The sequence below is a fragment of the Falsiroseomonas sp. genome (genome assembly GCF_041690465.1).
Lineage (GTDB): Bacteria > Pseudomonadota > Alphaproteobacteria > Acetobacterales > Acetobacteraceae > Falsiroseomonas.
Genome location: NZ_JAWLHG010000075.1, coordinates 1 through 14,455 on the forward strand (window position 1 = coordinate 1; position 14,455 = coordinate 14,455).

The following is a 14,455-nucleotide window of genomic DNA, read 5'->3' on the forward strand; positions in this document are numbered from 1 at the left end:
ATCTCCGCCTCCAGCCAAAGCTGGACGCCTACGAATCACACCCTGCCGCGCCGCATCCAATCACAAGCCGATTCCAGCCTGGGCTACTCGGGTCTAGGGCCTCGACAGCAGCAAGGGGATTGCCGCGGCTTACCAGGAGCTTGGAGACGCGGGCGCGGTCTGCCGCCGGTTCGGCATCTCGCGCCCGACGCTGCGCAAATGGTTGCGCCGGTACGACGCCGGTGGCGAAGCTGGGCTGACAGAACTGAGGCGGCGGCCACACCGGTCGCCGGCGCGGAAGGTTGGGGTGGCCTTCCCCCGCTCGATCGGGGCAGCCCCACGATCCTACTCAAGAGCCGGAGCCTCATTAGCCGGGCGAATTGTTAGGGTCAGGGAAGGTAATCATCACCACGGTCCCCTTGCCGTCGGACCTCTTCCGCACCTCTGCCTTTCCCTTGATCTGCTTGGCGAGCATGTCGATCAGCCGCAGCCCAAGCGATGCTTCCCGCCGCGTCTCGGGCATACCCACGCCGTCGTCCTCGACACATAGCCGCATCAGGCCGCCGCCCGCTGCCCGCAGAACCAACAGGACCCGTCCCTCAAGGTCATTCGGGAAGGCGTATTTGAGGGCGTTGGTCAGCGCCTCGCCGGCGATCAGGCCCAGCGGCACGACGAGGTCCGGTCCCCAGATAGCCTCCTCCTCGGCCACCACCTCGACCCGCACCCTTCCGGCCTCCGCCACCATGCCCGCCGCCATCTGCTGGCAGAGGCGATGGAGATAGCTCGGGAAGTCCACCGCGTCCGGCGCCTCGCCCCGGTAGGTCAGGAGGCCATGCACCTCGCCGACCCGCAGGAGCCGCTGCGTGGCCACGCCCAACGCATCGCGGGTTTACGGGGTGGCCTGCGACGCCTGCACGCGCAGCAGCGAGACGGCGAGCTGCAGTGCATTCTTGGTCCGGTGGTTCACCTCGCGAATCAGGAAGTCGCGGAAATGCAGGTCCTTGCAGGTCCTCCTGGCCCTGCGCCAGCGCGTCGCGCAGCGTGGCCTCGGTGCGCCGGCGCCGCTCGACCTCCTCCTCCAGCCGCTCCTTGGCCTCCCGGATCCGCTTGGTGCGCGTCGCGACAAGGCGGCCGAGCGTCTCTTTCTCCCCCTCGAGCGCCCGCTCGCGGCGGACCCGGTCGGTGATGTCGTAGAAGGAGGCGAAGTGCCGAACGACGCGGCCGTCCTCCTTCATGGGCTCGAGGAGTTGCGAAACCCAGACCTCGCGGCCATCCCTCGCGCGGAACAGCAGGTCGTCGGTGCTGCTGCTGCGGGACGACAGCGCCGCCGCGATGCGTGCCCTGACCTCCGGCTCGACCTGGCGGCCCGCGATGGAGAGGTAGTCCTCCCCCAGCACCTCGTCCTCGCGCTCGTAGCCGAGTAGCTTCAGGAAGGACCGGTTGGCGTAGATGATCCGGCTGCCGGGCGTCTGGGCGTCGGCGACGAGCATCGGCATGCGGCTGCTCTCGACCGCCTCGACGAAGGGGCCGCCGCGCGCCATCAGGTCGGCGATGTCGCGATCCGCGGGGGTGCCTCTCTCGCGCATCTGACCGGTCATTCTGTTCTCCGTACTGGCTACGCTCCGACAACGCACGGGGCTCCACTTGGGGTCGCTTACGCACCCCCGTGGTCTGCAGTCCGGCCGGGCTCGCTTGACCGCCAAGCGCACGAACCGGCCGGAGCCTCCACCTTCGCGACCACGGGGAATGGCATGCTCGCCCTGGACCTTCCGGCCGAGCCGTACTGGCAAGACCTGCCGCGCGTTGTCCGCGTGGAGATCCGTCCCGTGATGACCGCGATCACCGCCGCGGCGCAGGCTGCCGCTTCGCGCCGGCTCGGTGCAATCCGCACTGCAACACCGGATCTCGACCCCGACATGTCGCGTGGCTTGGCTTTCGCTTTCCTGGTCAGGGCATTCGCGCGACATGCGGTCACCGCCTGGGAGGGCGTCGCTGGGCCGGCATCCGCCGCGTCGTCGAGCACGGCTTCACCTCGGAATGGCGGGGCCGTATCGTCAGAACGACGCCGGGCCGCTCATCTACCGCCTGCCGGGCGTGGCGGGCCGATGGAATCGCTCGGAGTGAACGGAGCGCTTCTCGGTTAGCCTTGCTGTGGTCCGCCCGCGACGCGAGCCCTGCATCGGCCCTGCCGCATGAAGCGCGGCGCCGTCCGACGCTGCGGTGTTCCCGAAGTCTTCAGGCGAAGGGTGTCAGCGGCGGGGAGACCCCGGAACGTGCGCTGCGCGCTCCGATGCCGGGACGCGGCGCTCCCTCGCCCGCGCGCCCTCCAGCAGGCCGATCTTCAGGTCCCGGTACATCCGGCGGGTCTGCGAGGCGCGCAGCTCCTCCAGCCTCCGCTCGAGCGCATGGCCGAGCTCGCGCAGCCGCGCACCGCCGAGCCGCTGCGCGTGGCGGAACATGGAGTGCTCCTCCGACCCGGCATGGTGGTCCACCGCGGCGCGCAGGGCGCGCAGGTGCTCCTCGAAGGGGGCGCTCGCCGTGTTCAGTTTCAGCGTCCTGGCCAGCAGATCGCTGAGCTGCCGGTGCTCCGAATGGGCGATCGGCACGTCGGGGCTCACCTTCGCCACAGCCGGGTAGAAGATGTGGTCCTCGATCTGCTCGTGCATGTCGAGTTCGGCGGCCAGCACGCGCAACAGGTCGCGCCGCTCCGGGTCCTCGCGGTGCATCCCCTCGATGCGCGCGAGCAGCTCGCGGAACAGGTCGTGGTGCGCCGCCAGCACCTCGTCCGCGCGCCGCCCCGGGACCTGGCGGTCGTTGGCGGGCGCCGGCCCGCCCCCACCCGGGAGCGCACGATGGTCGCCCATCTCCTGCTCCCGCCGGATCTCGACCATCCCGTCGCGCAGCCGCACCTCGTAGCGCGGCTGCGCGCAGGTGGAGGGTCCGGACGTCGGCTGCGCGCCGTCGAGAGCATATCGCGAGCCGTGCCATGGGCAGACGAGCGTTCCGTCCAGCACCCATCCCTGGTCAAGCGGCCCGCCCAGGTGCGAGCAGCGCGCGCCCATTGCGTGCACGCGCCCGTGATGGCGCACCAGCACGACCGGTACGTCGCGCGCCTCCTCCGCGTCGTGCACCACCACCTTGCGCGGCCGGTCCTCCTCCAGCTCCTCGAGGCGCGCGACGGCCGAGAAATCCCGCGGCTCCGGGCTGCGGTCGGCATGGTCGACACCGATCCGCCAGCGGTAGACAAGGCGCCCGCCGAGATAGCCGCCCGCGAACATGCAGGCCCAGCCCGCTGCGCTGGCGGCCTGCCCCTGGCCGCGGCGCCCGCGCCTGCGCAGCCTGAGGGACAGGAGCATCAGCGCCAGCGCCGTGCCGTTCGCCGCGGCGTGCACGAGCCCGACCCGCCGCGCGCGCCCGTTCAAGTGCTGCCAGTCGGCGAGGCCCGCCGCCGCTGCGGCGACGGCCCCGGCCGCGCCCGCCTTCAGGGCAGTGCGCGCGCTCCGGTCCGCCGCGTGCCGCCGCACGAGCCCGAGCCGCGCCAGCAGGTCGAGTCCCACCGCCAGGGTCCAGGCGCCGATCGGCAGCGTGACAAGCATCGGATGGATCGGATGGCCGAACCATGTGCCGTGCAGCGCATCGCCGAGCCGTTGCGCCGGTTTCCCGGCGACCTGGGCCGGGCGCGCCATGGCCGTCTCCAGCAGCCGGGCCGGGCCGTCCAGCCGCTCCGCTGCCTCGATCCGGCCGATGAGGCGCTCGGAGCGGCTGCGCGGTGGCAAATCGTCGGTCCGGGCGGCCGTCATCGCCTTCCCTCCTGAGCTTGTGCCGGGTCGAACGCGATGCCGGGCCGGCTGTTCCGCCTGCCAATCTGGTCGCAGGCGCTGCTGTTTCGGCGCGGCCGCCATCCCGCTGGCCCATGGCGGGCGCATCCGCATGCGGCTCGCGGCTTGGCCGGCCCTGCCCCCAACGACCCCGGCGGCAAACCCGAGCCCGACAGGCTGCTAGCGCCGCGGCAGCGGCCTGAGCCCGATGAGCGCAATGTGGTGCACGCCATCCTCGAAGGAGACGCGGTAGGCCGCGGGCCAGGCCAGCGTGCCCACCGCGGCCCGGGGCGCGCGGACCGGCAGGACCGCCTCGGTGCGCGTCTGCAGGAAGGCCCGGGTGATCATCGGCTCCACGAAGGTCAGCTCTCCGTCGTACGAGCCGACGAGCAGTGTCTTGTCGAAGGGCTGCCCGTTCAGCTCGGGCGCGTCGGTCGCGACCCAGTGTGCGCCCATCCGCGGCACGCCGCCGGGCACCCTAACGAAGCCGGGCGGCACGAGGTCTGCGGAGGGCTCGCGCGCCAGCTTCGCCTCGTACTCCGGATCCTCCGGCACGATGCGATCGAGCGCGGCCGCGCTGACGCGGTAGAAGTGCATGTCGAAATGCGGCCTGTCATAGACGCCGGGCGGCTCGTGCCCGCGCGGGGCCCAGTCGAGGCCGACATGGTCGTAGCCGAGCGCCCTGGCCTGCTCCGGCAGCGCCAGGTTGAACACGGCCATCTCGTCCGGCAGCCCCTCCAGGGCCGCCTGCGTCAGGCCGATGCCGAGCGAGATCGGCGTGCCGGCGGCATCCAGGCCGACCCAGGTGAAGGCCTGCCCGCGACCGAGCGCCTGGCGTGGTCCTTCCACGATCCGTGCGGGCGCAACCACTGCGATGGGCTGGGCGGCTGCCGGCTGGGCCAGCTGTGCGGCCACCGGCGCCGCCGCCATGGCCGGCGTGGCGTGGGCGGGATGCGCCTGCGATGGCTGCAGCATCGCAGGCAGCACGAGCAGCGCGCTCGTGGCCAGGCATGTGCGGATGGCGTTCATGTATCTTCCTCCTCCTTGCAATCGGGGCCCGGCTCGGCCCCGCTCATTGAAGCCGGGATCAGGCGCGGACGAGTTCAGCTTCCCGCGCATCCAGCGTTCCGAGCAGGTCCTCCACCGCGGTGACGATGCGGTCAGGCTGCGGCACGAAGGCCTGTTCGAGCGGGAAGCTCGCGGGGGCGGGCGCGTCGGGGCCGGTCAGGCGCAGCACGGGCGCCCGGAGGTCCCGGAAGGCCTGCTCCGCCACGATGGCGGCGACCTCGGCGCCGATGCCGCACATCCGGCTGGCCTCGTGCACGACGACGACACGGCCGGTCCTGCGCGCCGAGGCGAGCACCGTCTCCTCGTCGAGCGGCTTCAGCGTGCGCAGGTCCACCACCTCGGCGTTGATGCCGCGCGCGGCCAGCTGCTCGGCGGCCTGCAGGCAGCCGTGCACGGTCTTCGCGTAGGAGATCAGCGTCACGTCGGAGCCGCTGCGCCGCACCGCCGCCTTGCCGAGCGGCACGACCTCGTCGGACACCTCGCCCTGCGTGAAGCCGAGGGCGAGATCGGTGAAGAACAGCACCGGGTTGTCGTCGCGGATCGCGGCCTTGAGCAGCCCCTTGAAGTCCGCCGGCGTGGACGGCATCACCACCTTCAGGCCCGGGCTGTGCGCGAACCAGGCCTCGATGTTGTGGTTGTGCTGCGAGCCGACGCCCCAGCCAGCACCGGTGGCGGCCAGGACCACCATCGGGAAGGCGAACTGGCCGCCCGAGAGATAGCGCAGCTTGCCGGCGCTGTTCACGATCTCGTCCATCGCGTAGCACAGGAAGGGCGCGAACAGCAGGTCGATCACCGGCCGCAGGCCGGTGGCCGCCGCGCCGGCCGCGGTGCCGGCGATGATGCCTTCCGCCAGCGGCGTGTTGCGCACGCGCGCCGGACCGAACTCCTCGAGCAGGTCCTTGCGCTTCGTCGCGACGCCCTCGCCGAACATGATCACGCGGCTGTCGCGGCGCATCTCCTCGATGAGTGCGCTGGTCAGCGCATCATTCGCGGTCATCTGTGGCATGTCCGTGCTTCCTCAGGCGTAGACGTCGGTGGTGAGGGCGTCGAGCGAGGGGTAGGGGCTCGCCTCGGCGAAGCCGACCGCCTCCTCGATGCGCCGGCGCAAGCGCAGCTCCATGCGCTGCTGCGCGGCGGCGTCGAGGAGGCCCTCGGATTGCAGCTTGTGCTTCAGCAGCAGGATCGGGTCGCGCTGGCGCCAATGCGCGAGCTCCTCCGGATCAACATAGGACTGGTCGTCCGGCTCGTAGTGGCCGCGCAGGCGATAGGTCACCGTCTCCAGCAGGTAGGGCCGGCCGGTCTCGCGGATGTAGGCGACGGCCGCGCGGGCGGCCTCATGCACCGCCTCCACGTCGTTGCCGTCCACCGAGGTGCCTTCGATGCCGTAGACCGGCGCGCGCGCGCTGATGCTCTCGACCAGCATCGTCTCGCGCCGGTGGACGAAAGCCTGCCAATGGTTGTTCTCGCAGACATAGAGCACGGGCAGTTCCCAGACCGCGGCGAGGTTCAGGGATTCGTGGAAGCGCCCCTCGCAGGCCGCGCCGTCGCCGAAGAAGCAGGCGACGATGCCGGGCTGGCCGAGCATCTTGCGCGACAGCGCCACGCCGGTCGCGAGACCCAGCTCCCCGCCCACGATGGTGGAGGTGAGGACGACGCCGAGTTCGCGGGCGGAGATGTGCAGCGATCCGCTCTTGCCGCCGCAATAGCCATCCTGGCGACCCATGATCTCGGCCATGGTGCGGCGCGGATCGGCACCGCGCGCCAGCAGGTGGCCGATGCTGCGATGGTTGGTGAGGATCTGGTCGTCTGCCGCAAGCGCCATGACGACGCCGACGGCGGAGGCCTCCTGCCCGACCGCGGTGCAGGTGCCGCCGGCCTTGCCGGCGCCCTGCAGCGCGACGGCCGCTTCCTCATGGGCCCTGATGAGCATCATCTGCTCCAGGGCGTCGATACGGTGGTCGGGTGTCACGCCGTCACTCCCAGGCTGGTTCGGTCTGCCGGGGTGATAGGCCTTGGCGCGGGCGAAGGCTTGCTAAGTGTTCCTGCGCGAAACGCTAAAAGGAGCTGCGCGGAATGCTAAAGGGACCTTAAGCGAGGCGCTCCCGGCTGGCGGGCCGTGGCTTCCTGGCGCTGTCGCCAGCCGCTAAACTGCTGCCCGAGGCGGAAGGTCACAGGAAGCGGAATGGTTGCGAGGTGTCCCGTGGCCGCGCGGCGTGCGGCGCTGTCCTTCTACTGCACCGCCGGTGCCACGGTCGCGGACGGTCTGGCGCGACGATGACGGCCGGGCCCCTTGATGCGGAGCTGGCCGCCTTCTGCGAGAGCGGCGTGAGCATCGTGGTCGCCTGCCGCGGGCCGGATGGCTGGCCCATCGTCGGCCTCGCCGTCGCCTGCGCTGCGGATGCGGCCGCGCAACGGCTGCGCCTGATACTGTCGCGGGAGCCGAACCGGGCACTGCTGTCGGCCGTCGCGCAAAGCGGAGCACTGGCGGCGACCTTCTCCCAGCCCGGCAGCCACCGCTCCATCCAGTTCAAGGGCGGCGCGCTCCGCGAGGATGCGGCGCATCCCGACGATATCCGCCGCGCCGCCGAGCAGACGGACGCCTTCTGCCGCACCCTTGTGCAGGCGGGCTATTCGGAGGCCTTGGCGTCCGCCTACTGCGCTCACAACCCGGCGGACCTGGCAACATTGAGCTTCTCGCCAAGCGATGCCTTCCTCCAGACCCCCGGGCCCGGCGCAGGCGGCGCCTTGCCGCGATGAGCCAGCTCAACCTCGACGCCATCCGCGACTGCCTCGAGGGCTTCGTGCCAGCGAAGATCGCGACCTGTGATGCCGAGGGCATCCCGAATGTCTCGATCCTCTCCCAGGTCCATTACGTGGACAGGGAGCACGTCGCCCTTTCCTATCAGTTCTTCAACAAGACGCGCCGCAACGTGCTGGCCACGCGGCGGGCCCACGTCCAGGTCGTTGATCCCGTGACGATGGCGCACTACCGGCTCCGCCTCGCCTATCTGGAGACGCAGACGGAAGGGCCGCTGTTCGAGACGATGAAGGCGCGGCTCGCCGGCATCGCCACCTATGACGGCATGGAAGGCGTGTTCCGCCTGCTCGGCTCCGATCTCTACCGCGTGCTCTCCATCGAGAGGGTGCCGGGGTTGATGCTGCCGGCGCCGCCGCGGCGCAGCCTGCTCGGGGCGGCACGGCGCTGCTGTGCGCGCATGTCGGCCTGCACCGAGCTGTCGGACCTGTTCGACGCGACCCTGGCGGAACTGCGCGCCCTGTTCGGTATCGAGCACGCCATGGTGCTCATGGCGGACGCCGCGGCGTCGCATCTCTATACCGTGGCCTCGATCGGATACGCCCATTCCGGGATCGGGTCCGAGGTGGCCGTCGGGGAGGGCGTGATCGGCGTCTGCGCCCGCGAAGGCGTGCCGATCCGCATCACGCACGCGACCTCGGAGTACGGCTACGGCAGGGCCGTCGCGGAAAGCGCGCGGCGGTCCGGCATGAGCTGGGCGAGCATGACGGAGATCCCCTTTCCGGGGCTGCAGCAGCCGCACAGCCAGGTTGCGCTGCCGATCCTCGGCGAGAGCCGCGTTGCGGGCGTGCTGTTCGTCGAGAGCACCAGGGCCATGACCTTCTGGTATGACGATGAGGACGCGCTCGCCGTCATCGCCTCGCATCTCGGGGCGATGATGCGGGCCATCCAGCATGAGGAGGCTGCCGCGCCGGCGGTGGCTGCACCGGGCCCCGCCCCGGAGCCCGCGCGCAGCCTGGTCGTTCGTCACTACCAGGCGGATGACAGCATCTTCCTGGACCATGACTACCTGATCAAGGGCGTCGCGGGCGCCATCTTCTGGAAGCTCGCGCGCGAGCATGTGCAGCAGGGACGGACCGAGTTCTCGAACCGGGAACTGCGCCTCGATCCCGAGATCCGGCTGCCCGAGCACGCCGAGAATCTCGAGGCGCGCCTCGTGTTGCTGCAGCGGCGCCTTGCGGAGCGGGCCGGCTGCGTCCGGATAGAGAAGTGCGGTCGCGGCAGGTTCCGTCTGGAGGTCGCGATGAAGCTGGTCCTGCAGGATGTCGGCCCGGGGAGCGAATCGGCGGCGCGCGGCGCGACCCAGCCAGCCGCACGCCCGCGGGACGGCAGCGAGATGCGGTGAGCGGCCCAGAACGACGACCTGCACCGGCAAGTCGCAACGCTCCGAGCGAAACTTCGCCCGGAAGGCTTCACCAGGTGCCTGCCGCCGGAGCCTCAGATCTTCAGATACGAGAAGCCTCGCTGCTGCAGGCGTGCGATCTGTGCGACGCCGCTCTCCACCAGGTCGTCCTCCGCCGCATCGTACAGCTCATCGAGGCGGATGTTGTCGAGCCGTAGCGTTATCCGGCAGATCTCGAAGCGTACGCCGGCGAGCTTCAGGTCGTCGATCGCCGCGGCGATCTGCGGGTCGGCCTTGGCCGCGTAGCGCAGGATGTTGAGCCCCGCGCCGTGCATGACCACGCGCAGGTCGAAGTTGCCCGCCGGCAGCACGGAGTGGTGGTTCCGCAGGTTGCGCAGGATCTGGCGATAATAGACGAAGCCTTCGCCGCCGCCCTGGTTCAGGTGGTAGACGATCTGCTCGCGGTCCGGCGCCTGCGCGCTCGCGGTGACGGTCAGCGCCGCGACGGGTGCGGCAGCCAGCGCTGCGAGGCCGCGCCGGCGACCCAAAAGACGGCCGATCATGCTGTCCTCCCTTTCATTGCGGCTCGCTGAAGCCGGAGCCTGAGCCGGGCTCCACGAAGCGCCGGCTGTCGCCGGTCATCGTGACGGGCCGGCCCTGCCGGCAATTCGCCATGCAGGCCTCGTCCGGCGTGTCGGGCCGCGCCTCGAACATGAAGCCGTCGCGGTTCGGCATCTCCACACGTTGCAGCGTCTCGCGGTTCATCTCCGCATCCTCCGGGATCAGCTCGTTCAGGTAGAGGACGTAGGCGGTGATCGCGTAGTACTCGTCGTTGCTCAGGCTCTGCGGCGCGGGATAGGGCATGGCGCGCCGGATGTAGTCGAACACCGCCGGCGCATGCTGCCAGTAGGAGCCGACGGTGCGCCGCACCTCCGGCCCGCGCAGGCTGCCGCGGCCGCCCATCAGCGCGGGCCAGCGCTCCAGCCCCTCGCCGAAATCACCGTGGCAGGCGGCGCAGTGCTGCACGTAGAGCTCCTCGCCCTGCTGCGCCGTGCCGCTGCCCGGCGGCAGGTTGTGGCCGTCGCCGCGCACCGCGATGTCCCAGCCGGCGATCTCCTGCGAGGTCGCCGCGCGGCCGATCCCGGGGATGGCCGGCGGCAGCGCGATTTCGCGCGGCGCGGGCCAGGCGACATCGCCGCGCGTGCGCTCGCCTTGCGGCGCCTCGAAGGGGCGGTAGAGCGCCTCCCGCCCCGGCTGCTGCTGCGCCAGCGCGATCCCGCCCGCGAGCGCGACTGCCAGCCCCGCCGCGATAGCCGCGCTAATCGATCTGGACATTCGCCACCGTCCCGTCGCGGTCCACCAGCCAGGTGTGGATCGCGTTCTTGTGGTAGATGCTCTCGACGCCGCGCACGCGCCGCAGCACATCGAGCGTCGGCTGCACGCGCCCCGCCTCGTCCATCGCGCGGCTCTGCAGGAAGGCCTGGCGGCCCTCCTGCCATTCCCAGGGGATGCGGAAGCGCGTGACGGCCTGGGGCAGCACGGGGCCCTGCAACTCCGCCGTGCGCCAGGTGTCGCCGCCATCCACCGAGACGTCCACGCGCGTGATGCGCCCGGCACCCGACCAGGCGAGCCCGGAGATCTCGACGAAGCCCGGACGTTCGCGCAGCGGCTTCTCGGGGCAGGGATAGGTGATGCAGGAGTTCACCTCGTTGACGAAGGTGAACTGGCGCGAGAGCCCGTCCGGCATCAGGTCGGCATAGGTGCGCGTTTCCCAGCGCGTGAACCAGGGACGGTCGCCGACCTCGAGCCGGCGGATCCACTTGATCCACATGTTGCCCTCGTAGCCAGGCAGCACGAGGCGCGCCGGATAGCCCTGCTGCGGCCGCACGGCCTCGCCGTTCTGGCCGAAGGCGATGAAGGCGTCGTCGAGCAGCTTGCGCAACGGGATGGAGCGCGCGAGGTGGCTGGCATCCCCGCCTTCCGCCAGCACCCAGGAAGCGCCGGGGCGGAGGCCGGTCGCGGACAGGAGCACCTTCAGGGGAACGCCCGTCCATTCCGAGCAGGAAAGCATGCCATGCGTGTACTGCACGCCCGACATCTGCGCGCCGCGCCATTCCATGCCCCCATTGGCGGGACATTCGATGAAGTGGATCCGGCTGACGGAAGGCAGGCGCTTCAGGTCCTCGAGCGTGAAGACGAGCGGGCGCTCCACCATGCCGTGGATCATGAGGCGGTAGTCCGCTGGGTCCACATCCGGCACGCCGCCATGGTGACGCTCGAAATGCAGGCCCGAGGGCGTGACGATACCGTGCATCTCGGCGAGCGGCGTGAAGGAAACGGAGGACTGCCGGTCCTGCGTCAGCCAGGGCACGTATCGCCGCGCCGCCGTCTCGTGCCGGCTGCGCGTGCCGTAGGCTTCCTCGATCACGCCGGGGCCGAGCGTGCGGCTCCACTCCGGCAGGTTCGGCGGCAGGTTGTCGGGGTTCCCCGCGGCCCGCGCGACCCCTGTCCCGCGCAACGTCGCGCCGAGTGCCGCGCCGGCTCCCGCCGCCACCAGCAGGCGGCGTCGCGACGCCGTCATGTCCGGCGTTGTCATGCGTCCTTGGCCTCCTCCACCTCTGCGCGCCGGCGGAACGGATCCGCCAGCCCGCCGCGCTGCTCAGGCCAGCGCGAACATTTCCTGCGTGATGCTGTCGTACCAGCCGTCGGCGTAGTGCGCCTCGAGCCGCCGATGCTCTCGCGCATTCGCACCGAGCGCCTGGTTGCGCGGGCTGATGCCGCCCGAGCCTTCCACCTCGACGAAGCGGTCGCCCTGCGGACGGAACACGCCGACGATCGAGATGCCGTAGTCCGGGCCGACATGGCTGTAGCAGGTATTGAAGTACACGGCCGGCGGCGGCTCCCGCCCCGCCAGAAGCGCCGCCGCGCTGGCGACCGCCTGCTTGGCGTGGGAGGAGGCGACGAAGCCCGACTTCGGCATCGGCGCGGCGATGGTCGCATCGCCGATGACGTGGATGTTCGGCACCAGCGTGCTCTCGAAGCTGGCGGGCCGCACCGGGCACCAGCCGGACTGGTTGGCGAGGCCGGCATCGCGCGCGATGCGGGCCGCCATCTGCGGCGGGATCACGTTGATCACCGCGCCGCGCACGCGCTCGCCGAACTCCGTCTCGAGCACCATCTCGCCCGGGTCGGCGCGCATCACGCGCCCGTCGCTCGATGCGCCGCGCCATTCCACGATGCCGGGATAGAGTTCCTCCCAGGCCTCCTGGAACAGCGGCTGCTTGGAGAAGCCGTTCTTCGCGTCGAGCGCGATCAGCTTGCTGCGCGGCTTGTGGGTCTTCAGGTACTCCGCGACCATGCTCATCCGCTCATAGGGGCCGGGCGGGCAGCGGAAGGGGTTCTCCGGGATCGCCATCACGAAGGTGCCGCCATCCGGCATCTCGTGCAGCTGGCTTGCGAGCAGCGTGATCGGCTGGAGCCAGGGTACCCAGCCATGCGGCATGCGCTCGCTCGCCGCCTGGTCGTAGCCCTCGATCGCGCCCCAGCGGAGATCGATTCCGGGCGACACGATCAACCGGTCGTAGGGCACGGCGGCGCCGTCGGCGAGGCGAACCTGGCGCGCCTGCGGATCCACCGCCTGCGCCTCGGCATGCACCACGCGCACGCCGCGCGCGGCGAGGCGGTCGTAGGAGAAGGTGATGCTCTCGACGTTGCGGCGGCCGGCGAGCACCAGGTTGCCGTAGGGGCAGGTGGTGAAGGTCCGGCCACGCTCGATCAGCGTGATGTCGAGGTCGGGATGGCGGTCGCGCGCGAAGCGGGCGGCGGAAGCGCCGCCGAAGCCGCCGCCGATGATGACGATGCGGCCGGCGCGCGCCTGGGCACGGCCGATGCGCGGGGTGCCGAAGGCGGCCGCGCCGGCGCCGAGGGCGAGCAGGGTGCGACGTGTCGCGTGCATGGCGCGCCTCCTCACTCGGGCTTCGCGAAGTGCTGCGCGAGCACTGCGTATTCGGCTTCCGTGTAGCCGCGGGCGATGCGGCCCATCACGGTGCCCGGGCGCTGGTTGTCGCGGAACTCGCGCATCACTGCGACGAACTCGGCGCGTGTCTTGGTCTCGTGGATCATCGGAATGCCGTGGCCACCCTGGCCGGCGACGCCGTGACAACCCTGGCAGCCGCCGGCGAGCAGGTGCGGCGGGGTCTGGCCCATCGCGGCGGGCGCTGCGAGCAGGCCCGATGCAAGCAGGATGTGTCGCAACATGGCGGGACGCCTCCCCCTCACTCGGTTCTTCCTTCTTCGCCGCGCTCCGTCGCACCGCACGCGCTGCAGCCGCGCCGATCGTGAGTGAGACGCGCCGATACCGGTGCGTATTCCGCGGTGGACGCGATTTCTTTTTCTGCGTCCGGACCGTCCGCGGCATGGACGCGCGCCGGCCTGCAGCGGCATGATTTGCCGCCGCTCCGCAGGAGGAACGCACGCATGCTGCGCTTCGGCACGCCGGCCCGCTTTCCTGCCCTGCTTGGCCTTGCGGCCGCGGGGCAGGCCACGCTCGTCATGCTGGAGCGGCACGACTGTCCCTGGTGCCGCCGCTGGCACCGCGAGGTAGGGCAGCAATCCTGGGACATGTCGAACCTCGGGCGCCGCGCGCCGCTGCGCCGCGTGGACGTGGCGGAGGGCCTGCCTGCGGATCTCCGCTTCCTGCGCAACTGGCGCTTCACGCCCACCTTCATCCTCGTCCAGGGCGAGGCGGAGGTCGGCCGCATGATCGGCTATCAGGCCGACCTGTTCTTCTGGCAGCAGGCGGAGGCGCTGATCGCCCGCCTGCCGCAATCGGAAAAGGAGGAGACACCATGACCCGACGCCTTCTGCTGGCCGCCCTGGCCGCGGCTTCCATCGGCAGCGCGTGGGCCGAGGACTTCACGAATTTTCGTGTGATGTCGCCGCCGCTCGCGCTCGACCTCGCGCGCGCGACGCTGGAGGCCTGCCGGCAGCGCGGCTTCCAGGTGGCCGTCACGGTGGTCGACCGGTTCGGCGTGACGCAGGTGCTGCTGCGGGACGCGCTGGCCGGCGCGCACACGCCGGACACCGCGGCGGGCAAGGCGCGCGCGGCCGTGAGCTTCCGTACCTCGACCGAGGAGCTCTCGGCGGCGACGCAGGCGGGCCAGTTGAACAGCGCGATCCGTCACCTCCCGGGCTACGTCTTCCTGGGCGGCGGCGTGCCGGTGGAATCGGCGGGCTCGATCGTGGGCGGCGTCGGCGTTTCCGGCGCGCCGGGCGGGGCGGAGGACGATGCCTGCGCACGTGCCGGCATCAGCGCGGTGGAAGACCGTCTCGCCTTCTAGACCCGAGTAGCCCAGGCTGGAATCGGCTTGTGATTGGATGCGGCGCGGCAGGGTGTGATTCGTAGGCGTCCAGCTTTGGCTGGAGGCGGAGATG

At 71.0% G+C, this 14,455-nt stretch carries 15 protein-coding genes and 2 pseudogenes; 5 read left to right on the forward strand and 12 right to left on the reverse strand.

The genetic code is table 11. The features are described from left to right. Positions 1 to 118 precede the first annotated feature (118 nt). Positions 119 to 283 (forward strand): annotated as a pseudogene (locus ACESM1_RS29280) (helix-turn-helix domain-containing protein); the annotation flags it as partial. 63 nt (positions 284 to 346) lie between these two features. Here ACESM1_RS29280 and ACESM1_RS29285 read toward each other — a convergent pair. From ACESM1_RS29285 to ACESM1_RS29315, 7 genes and pseudogenes are all read right to left on the reverse strand, one after another. Further along, on the reverse strand, positions 347 to 850 hold the full coding sequence (locus tag ACESM1_RS29285) for a sensor histidine kinase (RefSeq protein ID WP_372624754.1): 504 nt from the start codon (positions 848 to 850) through the stop codon (positions 347 to 349). Between the two features lie 18 nt (positions 851 to 868). Continuing rightward, a complete protein-coding gene (locus ACESM1_RS29290; protein WP_372624775.1) occupies positions 869 to 946 on the reverse strand; it encodes a histidine kinase dimerization/phosphoacceptor domain -containing protein in 78 nt (25 codons plus the stop codon). 247 nt (positions 947 to 1,193) lie between these two features. Then, positions 1,194 to 1,946 (reverse strand): annotated as a pseudogene (locus ACESM1_RS29295) (PAS domain S-box protein); the annotation flags it as partial. Between the two features lie 282 nt (positions 1,947 to 2,228). Continuing rightward, positions 2,229 to 3,779: a DUF2231 domain-containing protein gene (locus ACESM1_RS29300; protein WP_372624755.1), complete on the reverse strand. Its 1,551-nt coding sequence runs from the start codon at positions 3,777 to 3,779 to the stop codon at positions 2,229 to 2,231. Between the two features lie 198 nt (positions 3,780 to 3,977). Then, positions 3,978 to 4,826, reverse strand: coding sequence for a DUF5602 domain-containing protein (locus ACESM1_RS29305; RefSeq protein ID WP_372624756.1), 849 nt, complete (start codon positions 4,824 to 4,826; stop codon positions 3,978 to 3,980). A gap of 58 nt (positions 4,827 to 4,884) precedes the next feature. Then, positions 4,885 to 5,871 (reverse strand): alpha-ketoacid dehydrogenase subunit beta, encoded by a 987-nt coding sequence (locus tag ACESM1_RS29310; RefSeq protein ID WP_372624757.1) that lies wholly within the window; start codon positions 5,869 to 5,871, stop codon positions 4,885 to 4,887. A gap of 12 nt (positions 5,872 to 5,883) precedes the next feature. Continuing rightward, positions 5,884 to 6,834, reverse strand: a complete 951-nt coding sequence (locus ACESM1_RS29315; protein ID WP_372624758.1) for a thiamine pyrophosphate-dependent dehydrogenase E1 component subunit alpha — start codon at positions 6,832 to 6,834, stop codon at positions 5,884 to 5,886. A 305-nt stretch (positions 6,835 to 7,139) separates the two neighbouring features. Between ACESM1_RS29315 and ACESM1_RS29320 the strand changes: the two genes are divergently transcribed. Together ACESM1_RS29320 and ACESM1_RS29325 are read left to right on the forward strand one after the other, a co-directional pair. Beyond that, positions 7,140 to 7,622, forward strand: a complete 483-nt coding sequence (locus ACESM1_RS29320; protein ID WP_372624759.1) for a hypothetical protein — start codon at positions 7,140 to 7,142, stop codon at positions 7,620 to 7,622. After that, complete coding sequence (locus tag ACESM1_RS29325) at positions 7,619 to 9,025, forward strand: GAF domain-containing protein (RefSeq protein ID WP_372624760.1); 1,407 nt, start codon at positions 7,619 to 7,621, stop codon at positions 9,023 to 9,025. The genes ACESM1_RS29320 and ACESM1_RS29325 overlap by 4 nt, the downstream gene beginning before the upstream one ends. A 92-nt stretch (positions 9,026 to 9,117) precedes the next feature. Here the strand turns inward: ACESM1_RS29325 and ACESM1_RS29330 are convergent, their stop codons facing one another. The 5 genes from ACESM1_RS29330 to ACESM1_RS29350 all read right to left on the reverse strand — a co-directional run bounded on the left by ACESM1_RS29330 (position 9,118) and on the right by ACESM1_RS29350 (position 13,279). Beyond that, complete coding sequence (locus tag ACESM1_RS29330; RefSeq protein WP_372624761.1) at positions 9,118 to 9,585, reverse strand: DsrE family protein; 468 nt, start codon at positions 9,583 to 9,585, stop codon at positions 9,118 to 9,120. Positions 9,586 to 9,598: 13 nt separating this feature from the next. Continuing rightward, on the reverse strand, positions 9,599 to 10,357 hold the full coding sequence (locus ACESM1_RS29335; RefSeq protein WP_372624763.1) for a c-type cytochrome: 759 nt from the start codon (positions 10,355 to 10,357) through the stop codon (positions 9,599 to 9,601). Then, positions 10,341 to 11,618, reverse strand: a complete 1,278-nt coding sequence (gene soxC, locus ACESM1_RS29340; protein ID WP_372624765.1) for a sulfite dehydrogenase — start codon at positions 11,616 to 11,618, stop codon at positions 10,341 to 10,343. The genes ACESM1_RS29335 and soxC overlap by 17 nt, the downstream gene beginning before the upstream one ends. Positions 11,619 to 11,681: 63 nt before the next feature. After that, positions 11,682 to 12,977 carry an FCSD flavin-binding domain-containing protein gene (locus ACESM1_RS29345; protein WP_372624767.1) on the reverse strand — a complete coding sequence of 432 codons (1,296 nt, stop codon included), beginning with the start codon at positions 12,975 to 12,977 and terminating at the stop codon, positions 11,682 to 11,684. Positions 12,978 to 12,988: 11 nt separating this feature from the next. Further along, complete coding sequence (locus tag ACESM1_RS29350) at positions 12,989 to 13,279, reverse strand: c-type cytochrome (RefSeq protein WP_372624769.1); 291 nt, start codon at positions 13,277 to 13,279, stop codon at positions 12,989 to 12,991. A gap of 219 nt (positions 13,280 to 13,498) precedes the next feature. Between ACESM1_RS29350 and ACESM1_RS29355 the strand changes: the two genes are divergently transcribed. Beyond that, on the forward strand, positions 13,499 to 13,873 hold the full coding sequence (locus ACESM1_RS29355) for a thioredoxin family protein (protein ID WP_372624771.1): 375 nt from the start codon (positions 13,499 to 13,501) through the stop codon (positions 13,871 to 13,873). Further along, the gene (locus ACESM1_RS29360; protein WP_372624773.1) at positions 13,870 to 14,361 is read left to right on the forward strand and encodes a GlcG/HbpS family heme-binding protein; all 492 of its coding nucleotides are present in this window, start codon (positions 13,870 to 13,872) and stop codon (positions 14,359 to 14,361) included. The genes ACESM1_RS29355 and ACESM1_RS29360 overlap by 4 nt, the downstream gene beginning before the upstream one ends. The last annotated feature ends 94 nt before the right edge of the window (positions 14,362 to 14,455 follow it).

What these genes read in the sequence shown, in the direction of transcription:
- ACESM1_RS29310 (WP_372624757.1), bottom strand. Translation starts at nt 5,871, where the DNA reads ATGCCACAGATGACCGCGAATGATGCGCTGACCAGCGCACTCATCGAG.
- ACESM1_RS29335 (WP_372624763.1), bottom strand. Translation starts at nt 10,357, where the DNA reads ATGTCCAGATCGATTAGCGCGGCTATCGCGGCGGGGCTGGCAGTCGCG.
- ACESM1_RS29350 (WP_372624769.1), bottom strand. Translation starts at nt 13,279, where the DNA reads ATGTTGCGACACATCCTGCTTGCATCGGGCCTGCTCGCAGCGCCCGCC.
- soxC (WP_372624765.1), bottom strand. Translation starts at nt 11,618, where the DNA reads ATGACAACGCCGGACATGACGGCGTCGCGACGCCGCCTGCTGGTGGCG.
- ACESM1_RS29320 (WP_372624759.1), top strand. Translation starts at nt 7,140, where the DNA reads ATGACGGCCGGGCCCCTTGATGCGGAGCTGGCCGCCTTCTGCGAGAGC.
- ACESM1_RS29305 (WP_372624756.1), bottom strand. Translation starts at nt 4,826, where the DNA reads ATGAACGCCATCCGCACATGCCTGGCCACGAGCGCGCTGCTCGTGCTG.
- ACESM1_RS29325 (WP_372624760.1), top strand. Translation starts at nt 7,619, where the DNA reads ATGAGCCAGCTCAACCTCGACGCCATCCGCGACTGCCTCGAGGGCTTC.
- ACESM1_RS29355 (WP_372624771.1), top strand. Translation starts at nt 13,499, where the DNA reads ATGCTGCGCTTCGGCACGCCGGCCCGCTTTCCTGCCCTGCTTGGCCTT.
- ACESM1_RS29360 (WP_372624773.1), top strand. Translation starts at nt 13,870, where the DNA reads ATGACCCGACGCCTTCTGCTGGCCGCCCTGGCCGCGGCTTCCATCGGC.
- ACESM1_RS29300 (WP_372624755.1), bottom strand. Translation starts at nt 3,779, where the DNA reads ATGACGGCCGCCCGGACCGACGATTTGCCACCGCGCAGCCGCTCCGAG.
- ACESM1_RS29330 (WP_372624761.1), bottom strand. Translation starts at nt 9,585, where the DNA reads ATGATCGGCCGTCTTTTGGGTCGCCGGCGCGGCCTCGCAGCGCTGGCT.
- ACESM1_RS29345 (WP_372624767.1), bottom strand. Translation starts at nt 12,977, where the DNA reads ATGCACGCGACACGTCGCACCCTGCTCGCCCTCGGCGCCGGCGCGGCC.